Source organism: Amycolatopsis aidingensis (genome assembly GCF_018885265.1).
In the GTDB taxonomy this organism is placed as follows: Bacteria; Actinomycetota; Actinomycetes; order Mycobacteriales; family Pseudonocardiaceae; genus Amycolatopsis; species Amycolatopsis aidingensis.
The window spans coordinates 5,546,091-5,559,534 of record NZ_CP076538.1 but is presented as its reverse complement, the minus strand read 5'-3'; the positions used below and the strand labels follow the sequence as shown (position 1 = coordinate 5,559,534).

General features: G+C 70.8%; 13 protein-coding genes. 5 read left to right on the top strand and 8 right to left on the bottom strand.

Features of this window, described 5'->3' with window-relative positions; translation table 11 throughout:
• Positions 1-10 precede the first annotated feature (10 nt).
• The 5 genes from KOI47_RS25215 (at position 11) to lgt (ending at position 4,767) form a co-directional block, all read left to right on the top strand.
• Positions 11-526, top strand: coding sequence for a Trp biosynthesis-associated membrane protein (locus tag KOI47_RS25215; RefSeq protein ID WP_216208274.1), 516 nt, complete (start codon positions 11-13; stop codon positions 524-526).
• A gap of 293 nt (positions 527-819) precedes the next feature.
• Complete coding sequence (trpC, locus tag KOI47_RS25210) at positions 820-1,629, top strand: indole-3-glycerol phosphate synthase TrpC (RefSeq protein ID WP_216208271.1); 810 nt, start codon at positions 820-822, stop codon at positions 1,627-1,629.
• Entirely contained in the window at positions 1,608-2,879 is a 1,272-nt protein-coding gene (gene trpB / locus KOI47_RS25205; RefSeq protein ID WP_408629952.1) for a tryptophan synthase subunit beta, read from the top strand. The genes trpC and trpB overlap by 22 nt, the downstream gene beginning before the upstream one ends.
• The gene (gene trpA / locus KOI47_RS25200) at positions 2,876-3,667 is read left to right on the top strand and encodes a tryptophan synthase subunit alpha (protein WP_216208266.1); all 792 of its coding nucleotides are present in this window, start codon (positions 2,876-2,878) and stop codon (positions 3,665-3,667) included. The genes trpB and trpA overlap by 4 nt, the downstream gene beginning before the upstream one ends.
• A gap of 50 nt (positions 3,668-3,717) precedes the next feature.
• Positions 3,718-4,767 carry a prolipoprotein diacylglyceryl transferase gene (gene lgt / locus KOI47_RS25195; protein ID WP_216208263.1) on the top strand — a complete coding sequence of 350 codons (1,050 nt, stop codon included), beginning with the start codon at positions 3,718-3,720 and terminating at the stop codon, positions 4,765-4,767.
• A gap of 61 nt (positions 4,768-4,828) precedes the next feature.
• Here lgt and KOI47_RS25190 read toward each other — a convergent pair whose 3' ends face one another.
• The 8 genes from KOI47_RS25190 to KOI47_RS25155 form a co-directional block, all read right to left on the bottom strand.
• On the bottom strand, positions 4,829-5,641 hold the full coding sequence (locus KOI47_RS25190; RefSeq protein WP_216208261.1) for an ABC transporter ATP-binding protein: 813 nt from the start codon (positions 5,639-5,641) through the stop codon (positions 4,829-4,831).
• Positions 5,638-6,666 (bottom strand): FecCD family ABC transporter permease, encoded by a 1,029-nt coding sequence (locus tag KOI47_RS25185; protein WP_232376240.1) that lies wholly within the window; start codon positions 6,664-6,666, stop codon positions 5,638-5,640. Before KOI47_RS25185 ends, KOI47_RS25190 begins: the two co-directional genes overlap by 4 nt.
• Before the next feature lies 1 nt (position 6,667).
• Positions 6,668-7,621: an ABC transporter substrate-binding protein gene (locus KOI47_RS25180; RefSeq protein ID WP_216208259.1), complete on the bottom strand. Its 954-nt coding sequence runs from the start codon at positions 7,619-7,621 to the stop codon at positions 6,668-6,670.
• A gap of 17 nt (positions 7,622-7,638) precedes the next feature.
• A complete protein-coding gene (locus KOI47_RS25175) occupies positions 7,639-8,616 on the bottom strand; it encodes a LacI family DNA-binding transcriptional regulator (protein WP_232376239.1) in 978 nt (325 codons plus the stop codon).
• A 218-nt stretch (positions 8,617-8,834) separates the two neighbouring features.
• On the bottom strand, positions 8,835-10,259 hold the full coding sequence (locus tag KOI47_RS25170; RefSeq protein WP_216208253.1) for a GH1 family beta-glucosidase: 1,425 nt from the start codon (positions 10,257-10,259) through the stop codon (positions 8,835-8,837).
• Positions 10,256-11,125, bottom strand: a complete 870-nt coding sequence (locus tag KOI47_RS25165) for a carbohydrate ABC transporter permease (RefSeq protein WP_216208250.1) — start codon at positions 11,123-11,125, stop codon at positions 10,256-10,258. Before KOI47_RS25165 ends, KOI47_RS25170 begins: the two co-directional genes overlap by 4 nt.
• A 14-nt stretch (positions 11,126-11,139) precedes the next feature.
• A complete protein-coding gene (locus KOI47_RS25160) occupies positions 11,140-12,051 on the bottom strand; it encodes a carbohydrate ABC transporter permease (protein WP_216217539.1) in 912 nt (303 codons plus the stop codon).
• A gap of 107 nt (positions 12,052-12,158) precedes the next feature.
• The gene (locus tag KOI47_RS25155) at positions 12,159-13,418 is read right to left on the bottom strand and encodes an ABC transporter substrate-binding protein (RefSeq protein ID WP_216208247.1); all 1,260 of its coding nucleotides are present in this window, start codon (positions 13,416-13,418) and stop codon (positions 12,159-12,161) included.
• Positions 13,419-13,444: the final 26 nt, after the last annotated feature.

Here is a 13,444-nt window from a genome sequence, read left to right as displayed (position 1 = left end):
ATGGACTGTCGTGGCCGGTCTGCTGCTGGGCGCCGCCGCGCTGTGGGGAGCTTCCCGGCTCACCTGGTTCGCCGAGCACCGGGCCGCAGGGGTGCGGGGAACCGTGCTGCACACCGAAACCGGTGCGCAGGCAGCGGGGGCGCTGGTTCCGCTTGCGGTACTGGCGCTGGCCGGGGTGGCCGGAATGGTAGCGACCGGCGGCTGGCCGCGACGTGTGCTCGGGGGCGCGCTCGTCCTCGCCGGACTCGCGGCCTGCTGGGTGGCGGTGAACGGTCTGCGCACGGACGGTTACCCGGACGGCGTCCCCGGAGCGGAAATCGCGGAAATCTACGCCGGACACGGGCTGGCCGCATGCGGTGGCCTGCTGGTCGTGGTGGCCGGTGTGCTCGGCCTGCGCGGTGCCACGCGGATGCCGCGGATGGGCGCCAAATACTCCGCCCCCGCGGCGAAACGTTCGGCCGTGGAACACGATTACGATCTATGGGATGCACTCTCCGACGGCCGGGATCCCACCGCGGGTCGCTGAGAGCCCGCTCTGGAGCCGTCCTCGGCTGCTCGGGGTGAGCGAAAGAACGCGCGCGGCGACAGCCCACGAGCGGCGAGGCCGGGCGTACAACTTGCGAAGGTGACGAATGGTGACGGAGTCGGAGCCCGGCCGAGCCGGTCGTGCCGCGCGTTTGGGAACAGGCACTGAAAGTCTCGACCCGCCACCCGCGTGGCCGTCCGCGCGGGTTAGCATCATTTCGGCGGGAAGGGGAAGGTTTTTGTGAGCCACCTTGCGAGTGAACGAGTGAACGCGACCGCCGGTGAGGCATGCCGGTGAGCGTTCTCGAAGACATCGTCGCGGACGTCCGGGCCGACCTCGCCGAGCGGGAAGCGGCCCTGCCGTTCGACGAGCTGAAGCGCCGCGCCGCCGAGGCGCCCGCGCCTCGGGACGCGATGGCGGCCCTGCACGACCCGGCCATCGGGGTGATCGCCGAGGTCAAGCGGCGCAGCCCGTCCAAGGGCGACCTCGCCCAGATCACCGACCCGGCCGCGCTGGCGAAGGACTACGAGGAAGCCGGCGCCAAGGTGATCAGTGTGCTCACCGAGCAGCGCCGCTTCGGTGGGTCGCTGGCCGACTTCGACGCGGTGCGTGCCGCGGTGGACGTTCCCTTGCTGCGCAAGGACTTCATCGTCAGCCCGTACCAGGTGCACGAGGCCAGGATGCACGGTGCGGACATGGTGTTGCTGATCGTGGCCGCGCTGGAGCAGAACGCGCTGGTGTCGTTGCTGGACCGGGTCGAGTCCCTTGGCATGACCGCGCTGGTCGAGGTGCACAACGCCGAGGAGGCGGACCGGGCGCTGGAGGCGGGCGCGCGGGTGATCGGCATCAACGCCCGCAACCTGCACACCCTCGAGGTGGACCGGGACGTCTTCTCCCGGCTGGCTCCCGGGCTGCCGATGGAGGTGCTCAAGATCGCCGAGTCCGGTGTGCGCGGACCGGGGGACCTGATGGCCTATGCCGGGCACGGCGCGGACGCGGTACTGGTCGGTGAGGGCCTGGTCGCCACGGACGATCCGAAGGGCGCACTGGTGAAACTGGTCACCGCCGGCTCGCATCCGGCCTGCCCGAGGCCGAGCCGGTGAGCGAGGACACACCACCCCGCGCCGCGTCGTGCTCGGCCCCGCACGATGAGCACGACCCGGACGAGCGCGGCCATTTCGGGCCGTACGGCGGACGGTTCATGCCGGAGGCGTTGATCGGGGCGCTGGACGAGCTGGCTGCCGAGTACGACAAGGCGCGGATCGACCCGGAGTTCACCGCGGAGTTCGCCCGCCTGCTCTCCGGGTACGCCGGCAGGCCCTCGCTGCTCACCGAGGCGCCACGGTTCGCCGAGCACGCGGGCGGGGCGCGGATCTTCCTGAAGCGGGAGGATCTCAACCACACCGGCTCGCACAAGATCAACAACGTGCTGGGCCAGGCGCTGCTCACCAAGCGGATGGGCAAGAAGCGGGTCATCGCCGAGACCGGCGCCGGGCAGCACGGGGTGGCCACCGCGACCGCCTGCGCCCTGCTCGACCTCGACTGCGTGGTCTACATGGGCGAGGTGGACACCGAGCGGCAGGCGCTGAACGTGGCCAGGATGCGGCTGCTCGGGGCGGAGGTCGTCCCGGTGAACACCGGGTCACGCACGCTCAAGGACGCGATCAACGAGGCGTTGCGGGACTGGGTGACCAATGTGGACACCACCCACTACCTGCTGGGCACCGCGGCGGGCGCGCATCCGTTCCCGTTGATGGTGCGCAATTTCCACAAGGTGATCGGCGAGGAGGCCCGGGAGCAGATCCTCGAGCTGACCGGCCGGTTGCCGGACGCCGTGACGGCCTGTGTCGGTGGCGGTTCCAACGCGATCGGTATCTTCCACGGCTTCATCGACGACCCCGATGTCCGGCTGGTCGGGTTCGAGCCCGGTGGCAAGGGCGTGGACAGCGGGGAGCACGGTGCCACCCTGACCGAGGGCACCCCTGGCACGCTGCACGGCGCGCTGTCCTACCTGCTGCAGGACGAGGACGGGCAGACCATCGAGGCGTACTCGATCTCGGCCGGGCTGGACTATCCCGGGGTGGGGCCGGAGCACTCCTGGCTCAAGGACACCGGCCGCGCCGAGTACCGCGCGGTCACCGACGCCGAGGCGATGGACGCCTTCCAGTTGCTGTCCCGCACCGAGGGGATCATCCCGGCGATCGAGTCGGCGCACGCCCTCGCCGGGGCGCTGAAGCTGGGGCGGGAGCTCGGTTCCGGGGCGCATATCCTGGTCAGCCTCTCCGGCCGGGGGGACAAGGACGTGGACACCGCGGCCCGGTACTTCGAGCTGGTGGACGAGGAGAAGTTGTGAGCGAGCGCGGTCCGGGGCTGGATGAGCTGTTCAAGCAGACCCGCGCGGAGGATCGCGGCGCGCTGGTGGGCTACCTGCCAGCCGGGTACCCGACGGTGGCCGGCTCGAAGGACCTGCTCGCCGCGATGATCGACGGCGGGGCCGACCTGGTCGAGGTCGGCGTGCCGTACTCGGACCCGGTGATGGACGGCCCGACCATCCAGGCCGCCGCCGATGCCGCGCTCACCGCCGGTTTCCGGCTGAAGCACCTGTTCGAGGTGGTGGAGTCGGTGTCGGCCCGCGGGGGCCGCGCCGTGGTGATGACGTACTGGAACCCGGTGCGCCGCTACGGGGCGGACGCCTTCGCCCGCGACCTTGCCGCGGCGGGCGGGCTCGGCATGATCACCCCGGACCTGACCCCGGACGAGGCAGGGGACTGGATGGCGGCGTCCACCGCGCACGGGCTGGACCGGATCTTCCTGGTGGCGCCCTCGTCCTCGGAGGAGCGGATCGACTACACCGTGCGGGCCTGCTCGGGCTTCGTTTACGCCACCGCGGTCATGGGTGTCACCGGAGCCAGGGACAGCGTGGGCGGGCAGGCGGCCGAGCTGGTGCGTCGCACGCGGGCGCACACCGAACTGCCGATCGGCGTCGGCCTCGGTGTCCGTTCCGGCGAGCAGGCCGCCGAGGTCGCGGGCTTCGCCGACGCGGTGATCGTGGGTTCCGCCCTGGTCACCAAGGCCGCGGAGGGTCCGGAGGCGGTGCGCGCGCTGTCCGCCGAGCTCGCCGACGGCGTTCGTACCCGCTGACCCGCCAGGGCTGAGCACCACCGGGTGGTCGCGCACGCTACGGTGACCCCGTGCATTCCGCGACCGCAGCTTTCCTCGCCAACATCCCGAGCCCCGACCGTGGGGTGTGGCACCTGGGGCCGATCCCGATCCGCGCCTACGCACTGTGCATCATCGCCGGTATCGTCATCGCGATCTGGTGGGGCGAGCGCCGCTGGATGCAGCGCGGCGGCAGCAAGGGCGCCATCATCGACATCGCGGTGTTCGCGGTGCCGTTCGGGCTTGTCGGTGGCCGCCTGTACCACGTGATCACCGACTACCAGCTGTACTTCGGCGAGGGTAAGAACCCGCTGGACGCGCTGAAGATCTGGGACGGCGGTCTCGGCATCTGGGGAGCCATCGCGCTGGGCGGGGTCGGTGCCTGGCTCGCCTGCCGCCGCAAGGGCATCCCGCTGCCCGCGGTGGCCGACGCGGTCGCCCCCGGCATCGTGGTCGCGCAGGCCGTTGGCAGGCTGGGCAACTACTTCAACCAGGAACTCTACGGCCGGGAGACCGACGTTCCCTGGGGCCTGGAGATCTACCCCCGGGTGGACCCGGCGACCGGGCTCAGCGACCCGATCGGCGGGGTGGCGCTGGACACCGTGGAGAAGGTCGTGCACCCCACCTTCCTCTACGAGCTGCTGTGGAACCTCGGTGTCGCGCTGTTGGTGGTGTGGGCCGACCGGCGGTTCCGGCTCGGGCACGGCCGGGCGTTCGCGCTGTACGTGGCCGGCTACACCGCGGGCCGGTTCTGGATCGAGATGATGCGCGCCGACACCGCCAACCACATCCTCGGCCTGCGGGTGAACGTCTGGACCTCGATGCTGGTGTTCGCCGGTGCCGTGCTCTACATCGTGCTCGCCGCCAGGCGCGGTCCGAGGGAGGCTCCGGAGACCCTGCGCGACCGGGGTACCGAGGACGACGACGGCAGCGGCGGCACCGCGGCCCGGCCGGACACCCAGGATCCCGAAGACGCCGAAAACACCGCCGCGGAGACCCCCGAGACCACGGAAGCAGGCTCGTCTCCGGACTCCGGCGAGACCCCCTCCACCGAGGAACGCAAGGTCGAGCCCGGCCAGTAACCACCCCGCCTGACTGCTGTGAGTGGCCCGTTCCCTGCATTTTTCGCAGGGAACGGGCCACTCACAGCAGTGGGGGACGGGTGGGGGCGACGACCAGGTTGCCGTGGGTGGAGGTGAGCACCTCGACGGTGGCGGCGTAGTGGCGGGCCAGCCGCTCGGCGGTGACCACCTCGCTCGCCGGGCCCGCCGCGACGACCTCGCCCCCGTCCAGCAACAGCACCTGGTTCGCGTACTGCGCGGCGAAGGTGAGGTCGTGCAGGGTGGACACCACGGTGATGCCGTCCTCGCGGCGCAGCCGGTCCACCAGCTCCAGCAGGGCCTGGGCGTGCCCGATGTCCAGCCCGGTGGTCGGCTCGTCCAGCAGCAACAGCCTGGTGCGCTGGGCCAGCACCCTGGCCAGCACCGCCCGCTGCCGCTCGCCGCCGGACAGTGTGCGTAACGGCCTGCCTGCCAAGCCGTCCAGGTCCAGCCTCGCCAGCACTTCTTCCACAATGGACAGATCGCGCGAGCTCTCCCGCGCGAGGGTGCCGAGGTGCGGGGTGCGGCCGAGCAGGACGTAGTCGGTGACGGTGAGCCCTTCCGGGAGTGCGGGATCCTGCGGGGCGTAGCCGACCTCGCGGGCCTTCTCCTTGCGGGACAGCGTGTTCGCCGCCATGCCGTGCAGCTCGATGGTGCCCTCCGCGGCGACCAGCCCGGCCGTCGCCTTGAGCAGGGTGGACTTGCCCGCCCCGTTCGGCCCGACGATCGCCAGCCAGCTGCCCTCGGGCACCTCGGCCGAGACGTCGTGCACCACCCGTCGTCCCTCGTACCCCGCACTCACCCCCCGCAGGCTCACCGCCATGAGTGGCCCGTTCGTCGCAGACGGGCCACTCATGGCAGGCGGGTCCTCGTGGTGCGCAGGATGAGCAGGAAGAACGGGGCGCCTGCGAAGGCGGTGACCACACCAAGCGGCAGCTCACCCGGCAGCACCGTGCTCGCGATGTGGTCGGCCACGATCAGGAAGACCGCGCCGCCGATCAGGGACAGCGGCACGATCACCCGGTAGCTCGCCCCGGCCAGCAGCCGTACCAGGTGTGGCACCACGATGCCGACGAACCCGATCAGCCCGCTCACCGCCACCGCGGCGGCCGTGGCCAGGGAGGCGGCCGCGAGCAGCAGCAGCCGCACGCGAGACGGCCGGACGCCGAGCGAGGCCGCCTCCGCGTCCCCGAGGGTCAGCACGTCCAGCAGCCGGGCGCACAGGCACAGCACCACGGCCGCGATCGCCACATACGGCAGTGCCAGCAGCACCTCACGCCAGCCACTGATGTTCAGCCCGCCGAGCATCCAGGTGTACACCTGCCGGATCGTCTCGGTGTTCAGCTGCTGCACGAAGGTCTGCACGGCGGTGAGGAAGGCGGCCACCGCCACCCCCGCCAGCAGCAGCGTCGCCGTGCCGGTACCGCCGGAGGAACGGCCGAGCAGCCAGCTCAGCCCCACCCCGAGCAGGGCGCCCGCGAAGGCGGCGATCGGCAGTGGCCCGACGACCCAGCCGGTGGTGGCGGGGGCGAGGACCACCACCATGGTGGCAGCCATCCCGGCCCCTGCCGCGGCTCCGAGCAGGTACGGGTCGGCAAGCGGATTGCGGAAGACGCCCTGGAACGCCGCCCCGGAACTGGCCAGTGCCGCGCCGACCAGGCCGGCCAGCAGCACCCTTGGTACCCGCAGTTGCCACACGATCGCGGCCTCCCGCTCGGAAAGCGGGGAGGTGCCGCCGGTCAGCTGGGCCCCGATCTCGGCGAGCACCCGCTGCCAGCCGAGGTCGCTGGCGCCGACCAGCACGCTCAGCAGCATGACCAGTACCAGCGCCAGCAGGCCGAGCACGACCGTGCGCGGCCGCAGCGAGGTGGTGCGGGACAAGCTACGCGCTCGCCCCGGACACCGCCGCGGTCACTGCCTCGGACACCGAGCGGGCGAACTCGACCACCCGCGGGCTCCACCGGGAGGCCAGGTCGTCGTTCAGCTCCACCACCCGGCCTTCCTGCACGGCGGTCAGCGTGTCCCAGCCGGGCCGCTTGGCGATGGTCTCGGCGTTCTGCCCGCAGCACACGGTGTCGGCGAGGAAGATCAGGTCCGGGTTCGCCTGCAGGATCGTCTCGGCGGACAGCTGCGGGTAGCCGCCCGCCGCGTTCGGATCATCCCCGTCGGCGATGTTGGTCAGCCCGAACTGGTCGTACACCTGCCCGATGAAGGTGGCCGAGGTCACGCTGTAGAAGGTCTGGTCGAGCTCGTGGTAGTAGGTCAGCGGCTGTTCGGGCTCGGGCGTATCGGCGATGATCTTGGCCAGGTCCTCCCGGGTCCGGCTGGCCACGTCCGCGCCATCGGCCGGGTGCCCGGTGGCCTTGCCCACCAGCTCGAACTGCTCGTAGGCGGCGTCCAGGGTGCGCGCGTCCGGCAGCACCAGGGTCTTCGTGCCGGTGGGGGCCAGCGCGTCGGTCAGCTTGTTCTCCAGGTCCGCGCTGACCACGACCAGGTCCGGCTGGTGGGTGAGGATGGCCTCCGGGTCGGGGTTCAGCCCGGTGAGGTCCGTCCGCGGCGCCTGCTCGGGGTAGGTCGAGGCCGAGTCCACCGCCACCACCTGCTCACCAGCGCCCACCGCGTACAGCGTCTCGGTGGCAGAGGGGGACAGCGAGACGATCCGCTCCGGCCGGGTCTCCAGGGTGACCGCGGGGGCTCCCTCCGCCTGTACCCGCACCGGGAAGGCCCCGTCGTCGTCACCCTCGGTGCCCGCGGGTTCCTCGCGGTCGGCGCAGCCGGTCAGGGCGACGGCGCCGAGCAGGAGCAGCGTGGCGAGCGTGGAACGCAGGTGGGGCATGGTTCAGCACGCTACCACTACGCCGAGTCACGCTCGACGAGTCGCGTGGGCAGGACCACGGGCTCCCCGCCGCGTTGCCCGCCGATCTGGGTGAGCAGTAGCTCGGTCATCAGCCGCGCCTGTTCCACCACCGGCTGGCGCACGGTGGTCAGCGGGGGCTCGGTGTGCTGCGCCGGTTCGATGTCGTCATAGCCGACCACGGCCACGTCCTCGGGCACTCGCCGCCCGGCCGCGCGCAGCGTGCGCAGCGCCCCGATCGCCATCAGGTCGTTGGCCGCGAACACCCCGTCCAGCCCGGGTTCCCGCTCCAGCAGCTCCGCCATGGCCGCCTGCCCGGATTCGCGGGTGAACTCGCCATGGACCACCGTGCCCGCAGGCAGCCCGGCCTCGGCGAGCACCCGGCGGAAGCCGTCCAGCCGGTCGGCGGCCGCGGTCATGTCCGCAGGCCCGGCGATGGTGCCGATCCGCCGCCTGCCCGCGGCGAGCAGCCGTTCGGTGGCGAGCTGCGCGCCGCCGGGGTTGTCCACGTCCACGTAGCAGAGTCCGGGGACCGGGATGGCGGGCCTGCCGCCGACCACGGTCGGCACGCCCGCGCCGAGCAGCAGCCCCGGCAGCGGGTCCTCACCGTGCATGGACGCCAGCAGCACCCCGTCCACATGCCCGCTGCGCACGTAGTCCGCCACCCGGGCGTGCTCGGCGTCGTTGCGCGCGTTCACCAGCACCAGCTGCACGCCGGTACCGGTGAGCGCCTGGCTGGTGGCGACGATGATGTTCGCAAGGTACGGGTCGGCGAGCACGGTCGCGTCCGGTTCCCTGATCACCAGCGCGATCGAGTCGGTCCGCCGCATCACCAGGCTGCGCGCGGCGTGGTTGGGCACGTATCCCACCCGCGCGATCGCCTGCTCCACCAGCTCCTTGACCTCGGGCGACACCCGCGGCGAGCCGTTGATCACCCTGGACACCGTCGCGCGGGACACCCCGGCCTCGGCTGCCACGGTGTCCAGGGTCGGCTGCCGCCGCGTCAGGTGCCCTTCGTTCGGTGCTTGCTTGGAAACGCGCGGCGCGATCGGCTCGGCGGGGCTCGGAGTTCGATCGCGGTCGTCACCTCCGCGGGGCATACGCCCAGCCTCGCCGCTCGCGGGCTCCGCCGAGCGCGCGTTCTTCCGCTCGGCACCGTAGGTCCGAGCGGTTTTCGGACGCTCTGTCACGCCGTTCACGCCTCCCCCGGCAGGCCCCCTCGCGGGTCGATGCCGTTCGTGCTGATCACCTCCCGGTACCAGCGCGCGCTGTCCTTCAGGCTGCGCCGCTGGCTCGGGTAGTCCACATGGACGATGCCGAACCGCTTCGAGTACCCGTAGGCCCACTCGAAGTTGTCCAGCAACGACCACACGAAGTATCCCCGAAGGTCGACCCCGGCCTCGATGGCCTCGTGTGCCACGGCGAGGTGGTCGCGCAGGTAGGCGATGCGTTCGGGGTCCGCGATCCCGCCCTCGGGGCCCGGCGTGTCGTCGAAGGCGGCGCCGTTCTCGGTGATCATCAGCGGCAGGCCGGGGTACTCCCGGTGCACCCGGCGCAGCACGGCCAGCAGCCCGCCCGCGTCGATGGTCCAGCCCATCGCGGTGGCGGGCCCCGGCTTGCTGAGGAAGCGGACGTGCTCCGAGCCGGGCCACGGCGAGGGTTCCTGGTCCGGCTCGGTGCCGGTGTCCACCACGGTCGGGCTGTAGTAGTTGATACCCAGCAGGTCGATCGGGGCGGCGATGGTCCGCTCGTCGCCGGGGCGCAGGAAGCCCCAGTCGGTCAGCGCGGCGGTGTCCTGGCGGACGTCGGCGGGGTAGTGCCCGCGTAGCAGCGGGTCGAGGAACAACCGGTTGGCCAGCCCGTCGATCCGGCGCACCGCGTCCCGCGCGCCCTCGCCAGCCGAGCCTGCCGAGACCGCACACAGGTTCAGCGTGATGGAGACCTGCGCCGATGCCGGCAGCGCCGAGCGCAGTACCTCGGTGCCGAGCCCGTGCGCCAGCAGCAGGTGGTGCGCGGCCCGCAGGGCCAGCCCGCCATCGGTCTTTCCCGGCGCGTGCACCCCGGAGCCATAGCCGAGGAAGGCCGAGCACCACGGCTCGTTCAGCGTGCTCCACAGCGGAACCCGGTCGCCGAGCCGGGCCGCCACGACGGCCGCGTACTCGGCGAACCAGGAGGCGGTGTCCCGTGCGGCCCAGCCGCCCGCGTCCTCCAGCTCCTGCGGCAGGTCCCAGTGGTACAGAGTGAGCACCGGGGTGATGTCGTGCCGCAGCAGTTCGTCCACCAGCCGCTCGTAGTAGTCCAGTCCGGCCTCGTTGACCGGGCCACGGCCGCCGGGACGTATCCGCGGCCAGGACACCGAGAACCGGTACGCGTCCAGCCCGAGCTCGGCCATCAGCGCGATATCGGCCTGGAACTGGTGGTAGTGGTCGGTGGCGACGTCCCCGTTGTCCCCGTCCGCCACCTTGCCAGGGGTATGCGCGAAAGTGTCCCAAATGGACATACCGCGTCCGTCCGCGGTCGTCGCACCCTCGATCTGGTATGCGGCCGTCGCCGCGCCCCAGACGAAACCGTCCGGGAACACCAGCCGGGTGGTCCGCTCGTGGGTCGCCCCGGCGGTCATCCCTTCACCGCGCCTTGCATGATTCCTCCAATGATCTGTCGGCCCAGTAGCAGGAACACGATCAGCATCGGGAAGGTGGCGATCACCGTCCCGGCGAGTACGAGTGAGTAGTCCACCTCGATACCGCTCGAGGTGTTCGCGATGGCGACCTGCACCGTGGGGTTCTGCGTGTTCAGCAGGATCAGCGGCCAGAACAGGTCGTTCCAATACATGATGAAGGTGAGCAGGCCAAGTACCGCCGCGCCCGGCCGGGCGATCGGCAGCACGATGTTCCAGTACATCCGGAAGGTGCTGGCCCCGTCCGCCCTGCCGGCCTCGAGCAGCTCGCCAGGGACAGCGGAGGTCAGGTACTGGCGCATGAAGAACACGCCGAACGCGCTGACCAGCGTGGGCACGATGACCCCGCGCAGGTCGTTCGCCCAGCCGAACCACTGGGTGACCATGATGTACAGCGGGACGATGGACAGTTGCGGCGGCACCAGCATGGTGGCCACCACCACGGTGAACAGCGCGTTCCGGCCGCGGAAGCGAAGCTTGGCGAAGGCGAAGCCGGCCAGCGTGGAGGTGAACACCACCGAGGCGGTGATGGTGCCCGCGACGATGGTCGAGTTGGCCAGCGCGATGCCGAAGTTGCCCTGCTCGTAGGCGGCCGAGAGGTTGTCCCACAGGCTGCCGCCCGGCACCAGCGGCGGCGGGTACCTGCCGACCGCGGACTGGTCCCGCGAAGAGACCACAATGGACCAGTACAGCGGGAACACCGACAGCAGCACGATCGCGCCCAGCGCGGTGTAGGCGGGCCACCTGGCGCGGTGCACGTCGGCGCGCGGCCTGCGGGCCGGTTTCGGGACGGGCTCGGTGACGGTCATTCTGTGGTTCCTCGCTATTCCGTCGACCTGATCCGGCGGACCAGCAGGAAGTTGATCAATGCGATCACCACGGTGATCAGGAAGAGGGTCCAGGCGATCGCCGCGCCGTAGCCGTACTGCCCGTTGGACCAGAACTGCTGGTACAGGTACAGCACCACGGTCTGGAACTGTCGCTCCGATCCGCCGTTGTTGTTCCGGGTGGTGTCGAAGAGGAACGGTTCGGCGAACAGTTGCAGCGCCCCGATCGTGGAGACGATCACGGTGAAGATGATCGTGGGCCGCAGGCTGGGGATGGTGATGTGCCAGAACTGCCGCCAGCGGCTGGCCCCGTCGATCGCGGCCGACTCGTACAGCTCGTACGGGATCGTCTGCATCGCCGCCAGGTAGATCAGCGCGTTGTAGCCGGTCCAGTGCCAGGTCACCATGACCGAGACCGCCACCCAGGAGGCCAGCGTGCTGGCCCGCCAGTCGATCGGCGTGTCCCCGGTGAACGGCTGCAACAGCCAGTTCAGCAGCCCGAAGTCGCGGGCGAAGATCTGGTTGAAGATCAGCGCCACCGCCGCGACCGAGGTGATGTAGGGAACCAGCACACCCATCCGGAAGAACAACCGCCCGCGTAGCCGGTAGTTCAGCAGGTGCGCGATGCCCAGCGCCAGCAGCAGCTGCGGCACGGTGGACAGCAGGCCGATGCCGAAGGTGTTGATCAGCGCGTTGTGGAAGTTCTCGTCGCCGAGCAGGTCCTGGTAGTTGCCGAGGCCAACCGATGAGTCCTCGCTGCCAGGGCGGCGCGGACTCCACGCGGTGGTGGACAGCAGCGCCGTGTAGGCCAGCGGCAGCAGGCCGAACACCCCGAACAGGGCGAAGAACGGCGTGATGTAGAGGTACGGCGAGCCCTTCAGGTCGAACCGGTGCAGCCGGGTCCGCATCCGGGACCCGCGCTGCCGCCGGGGAGCCGCCCCCGCGGGCGCCCGCGGGGGTTCACCCGGGGCGCCCGCGCGCGGGCCTGGCTCGCTGAGCACATCGCGCCCAGACGTCATCCGGTGCCCGCCGCGGACCGGATGTCGCTCATCGCCTGCTCCCATGCCTCCTGCGGGTCGGTGCCCTGCTCGACGCTGTTCAGCGCGTCGGAGAAGGTGTTGCCGATGACCCCGCTCTGCGGCCCGACCACCTGTACCGGTGCGTCGGCGAGGGATTCCGGGAAGATCCGGCCCGCGGGCGCGTTGTTGAAGAACGGCGAGGAGTACTCGGCCACCGCGGGGTCGTCCCAGGTGCTGCGCTGGCTGGGGAAGTTGCCGATCTCCTGGAAGATCGTGATGCTCTGCTCCGGTGCGGTGAGCCACTTCGCCAGCCGTATGGCCGCCTCGGTGTGCTCGCCCTGCGCGGGAACGGTGACGTAGGAGCCACCCCAGTTGCCCGAGCCGCCGGGGACGGTGGCGATATCCCATTTCCCGCTGGTGCCACCGGCGTTGGCCTGGATGTAGCCCATCATCCAGGCTGGGCAGGTGACGGTGGCGAACTGTCCCTGCTGGAAGCCGGTGTTCCACTCCGGTGAGAACTCCGGCAGTGCCGCGGACTGCCCGGCCTCGATGGCCTGCACGCTCAGGTCCCAGGCGGCCCGCACGGCCGGGTTGCTCTCCACGATGAGGTCACCGGCCTCGTTGTAGAAGGTACGTTCCTCGTTGCCGAGGATCCCGGTGAGCACGTGCCCACCGGCGTCGAACCACTTCACCTCGCCGCCGGAGGACGCGAGGAACTCGTTGCCGGTCTCGATGTAGTCCTGCCAGGTCGGCCACAGCTTGCTCACCTCCTCGCGGTCGGTTGGCAGCCCGGCCTCGGCGAACAGGTCGGTGCGGTAGCACATGGCCAGGCCGCCAACGTCGGTCGGCAGGCCGATCAGCGCGTTTCCGTCCGGTGTGGACGCTCGCTGGACGACGGCGTCGGTCCACTGGCCGGGATCGACGTCCTGGTCGAGGAAGTTGACGAACTTGTCCTGCTGCCCGATGAAGCCCGCGATCTGCCCGACCTCGATCAGCTCGAGGTCGGCTGTCCCGCTGCCCGCGGTCAGCCGGGCCTGCAGGTTTTGATGGTGGGTGCCGAACTCACCCCGGTTCTCCACGATCTTGACGTCCGGGTTGAGCCGCTCGTACTCGTCGTAGATCGACCGGTTCTCCGGCAGCGAGAAGCTGTCGCCGAAGACGTTGATGGTCAGCGTGGTGACGCCGTCCGCGGAGTCGTCCGATCCGCCGCCACAGGCCGCGAGCAGCAGCGCGCTCGCGGCCAGCGTGGCAGTCAAGGCGTGCCTTGTCCTGCGCATTGTTG